This window comes from Eggerthella sp., from assembly GCF_048329335.1.
In the GTDB taxonomy this organism is placed as follows: domain Bacteria; phylum Actinomycetota; class Coriobacteriia; order Coriobacteriales; family Eggerthellaceae; genus Eggerthella; species Eggerthella lenta.
Genome location: NZ_DBFEGU010000010.1, coordinates 1 through 2,576 on the forward strand (window position 1 = coordinate 1; position 2,576 = coordinate 2,576).

Sequence of the window (2,576 nt, forward strand, 5' to 3'; positions counted from 1 at the left end):
ATCCTCGACGACGTGACCCTGTCGTTCTACCCCGGCGCGAAAATCGGCGTCGTGGGGCCCAACGGCATGGGCAAGTCGACGCTGCTCAAGATTATGGCGGGCCTCGAAGAGGTGTCCAACGGCGACGCGCGCCTCACGCCCGGCTACACGGTGGGCATCCTGCAGCAGGAGCCGCCTCTGGACGACGACAAGACCGTCATCGAGAACATCGAGATGGCGTTCGGCGAGGTGAAGGCCAAGATCGACCGCTTCAACAAGATCGGCGAGGAGATGGCCGAGCCCGACGCCGACTTCGACGCGCTCATGGCCGAGATGGGCGAGCTGCAAGACGCCATCGACGCGGCGAACGGGTGGGACCTCGACAGCCAGCTGTCGCAGGCCATGGACGCGCTGCAGTGCCCCGACCCCGACATGCCGGTGAACGTGCTGTCCGGCGGCGAGCGCCGTCGCGTGGCGCTGTGCAAGCTGCTGCTGGAGGCACCCGACCTGCTGCTGCTCGACGAGCCCACCAACCACCTGGACGCCGAGTCGGTGCTGTGGCTGGAGCAGTTCCTGCGCACCTACCCCGGCGCGGTGCTGGCCGTCACGCACGACCGCTACTTCCTGGACAACGTGGCCGAGTGGATCTGCGAGGTGGACCGCGGCAGCCTCTTCCCGTACAAGGGCAACTACTCCACCTACCTCGAGACGAAGGCCGCGCGCCTGGAGGGCCAGGGCCAGCGCGAGGAGAAGCTGGCGAAGCGCCTGCGCTCGGAACTGGAGTGGGTGCGATCCAGCCCCAAAGCGCGCCAGGCCAAGAGCAAAGCCCGCATCGAGCGCTACGAGCAGATGGCGGCCGAGGCGCGCTCGTTCGAGAAGACCAGCGTGTCGGACATCACCATCCCCGTGCCGCCGCGCCTGGGCGCGAAGGTCATCGAGGCCAAGCACATCAGGAAGGCGTTCGGCGACCGCGTGCTTATCGACGATTTGTCGTTCACGCTGCCCCAGGGCGGCATCGTGGGCGTGATCGGCCCGAACGGCGTGGGCAAGTCCACGCTGTTCAAGGCCATCGTGGGCTTGGAGCCCCTGTCGGGCGGCGAGCTTGAGATCGGCGAGTCGGTGAGCATCTCCTACGTCGACCAGAACCGCGAGGGCATCGACCCGAACAAGAAGCTGTGGGAGGTCGTCTCCGACGGTCTGGACTACATGAAGGTGGGCGACACCGAGATTCCCAGTCGCGCCTACGTGGCCAGCTTCGGCTTCAAGGGACCCGACCAGCAGAAGCCGGCCGGCGTGCTGTCGGGCGGCGAGCGCAACCGCCTGAACCTGGCGCTGACGCTCAAGCAGGGCGGCAACCTCCTGCTGCTCGACGAGCCTACGAACGACCTCGACGTCGAGACGCTGGAAAGCCTGGAGGAGGCGCTGCTGGCATTTCCCGGCTGCGTCGTGGTGACCAGCCATGACCGCTGGTTCCTCGACCGCATCGCCACGCACATCCTGGCGTGGGAGGGCACCGACGAGAACCCGGGCAACTGGCACTGGTTCGAGGGCAACTTCGACGACTACCAGAAGAACCGCGTCGAGCGCCTGGGCGAGGAGGCCGCGCGTCCGCACCGCATCCACCGCAAGCTCACCCGCGACTAGCAGATACGCGACATGCATTCGAGGCCCCGGAGCTGAACGGCATCGGGGCCTCGCCGCGTTCAGGCGAACTTGACGGCGCAGAGGACGACGAACCCGATGACGACGACAGCTGCCAAAAGGTTCATCGCGCGCAGCGGGAGCTTCCCGAGGGCTTTCTGGCACAGCGGGTAGACGATCCATGTGTACAGCATGGCCATGGCCGCCAGTGCGAGGTCGTTTACGAGCCATGCCTGGCCGAGGATGTTGAACGGCAGCTGCGAGTTGTCCCACAACGGGTATTCGCCGGCGGCGTTCGGCTGGTTCAGCATGAACCCCATGGCCAGTTCCATGAGCATGCACATGACCACGGTGGCGGCGAAGAACTGGATCCCGGCGCTGACGAGGGTGGCGCGCCGGGCGACCAGCGCCGTCTTGAGCGGCATCAGCACGAGCGCGCAGACGACGACGCCCACGCCGTACACGAGAAACGGGTACATCGGGTCGTCCCACACAAGCGAATCGGCATCGACGATGCCGAATACGTTCATGAACGAGCAGTAGACGATCTCCATCCAGTGTCCCACCACGCTGAACACGCAGAAGTACACGGCCAGGTTCCGCCAGAACGCGAAGGAGCCGGGCTCGTAGCCGTACCGCTCGTCTTCTTTGGAGAGAATGGGCATGGACGCTGGGTCGTTCTAGCCGGCCGCTTCAGAATCGTAGCTGTACGAGAGCTCGATCGAGGTTGCGTCCGAGGAGCCGGCATCGTCGGCGTCGTCGAGGTCGGGAAGCGCCACGTTCACGTAGTACAGGAAGATCAGGATGCAGAAGCCGACGGTCACGGCTATGAAGGCGATGTTCATGCCGTCCCGGGGGACCTTGCTCAGCAGCTGCTCGAGCGCCGGGTAGATCACCCATGTCATGAGCGTGGCCACCACGCCGAAGGCGATGGCGTTCTGCAGGCACACCTGGCC

The 2,576-nt window shown here is 65.6% G+C and carries 3 protein-coding genes; 1 reads left to right on the forward strand and 2 read right to left on the reverse strand.

The genetic code is table 11. The annotated features are described in order from the left end of the window. On the forward strand, positions 1-1,623 hold a 1,623-nt coding region (ettA, locus tag ACMO6A_RS00305; protein ID WP_418470628.1), incomplete at its 5' end, for an energy-dependent translational throttle protein EttA. A gap of 59 nt (positions 1,624-1,682) precedes the next feature. On the opposite strand, the gene ACMO6A_RS00310 is transcribed toward ettA, so the two are convergent. Next, complete coding sequence (locus ACMO6A_RS00310) at positions 1,683-2,285, reverse strand: putative ABC transporter permease (protein ID WP_114532512.1); 603 nt, start codon at positions 2,283-2,285, stop codon at positions 1,683-1,685. A 15-nt stretch (positions 2,286-2,300) separates the two neighbouring features. After that, the coding region (locus ACMO6A_RS00315) for a putative ABC transporter permease (RefSeq protein ID WP_418470629.1) at positions 2,301-2,576 on the reverse strand (276 nt) is incomplete at its 5' end.

Bases quoted from the DNA above. Each gene is read 5' to 3' on its own strand.
- ACMO6A_RS00310 (WP_114532512.1), bottom strand. From the start codon at position 2,285: ATGCCCATTCTCTCCAAAGAAGACGAGCGGTACGGCTACGAGCCCGGC.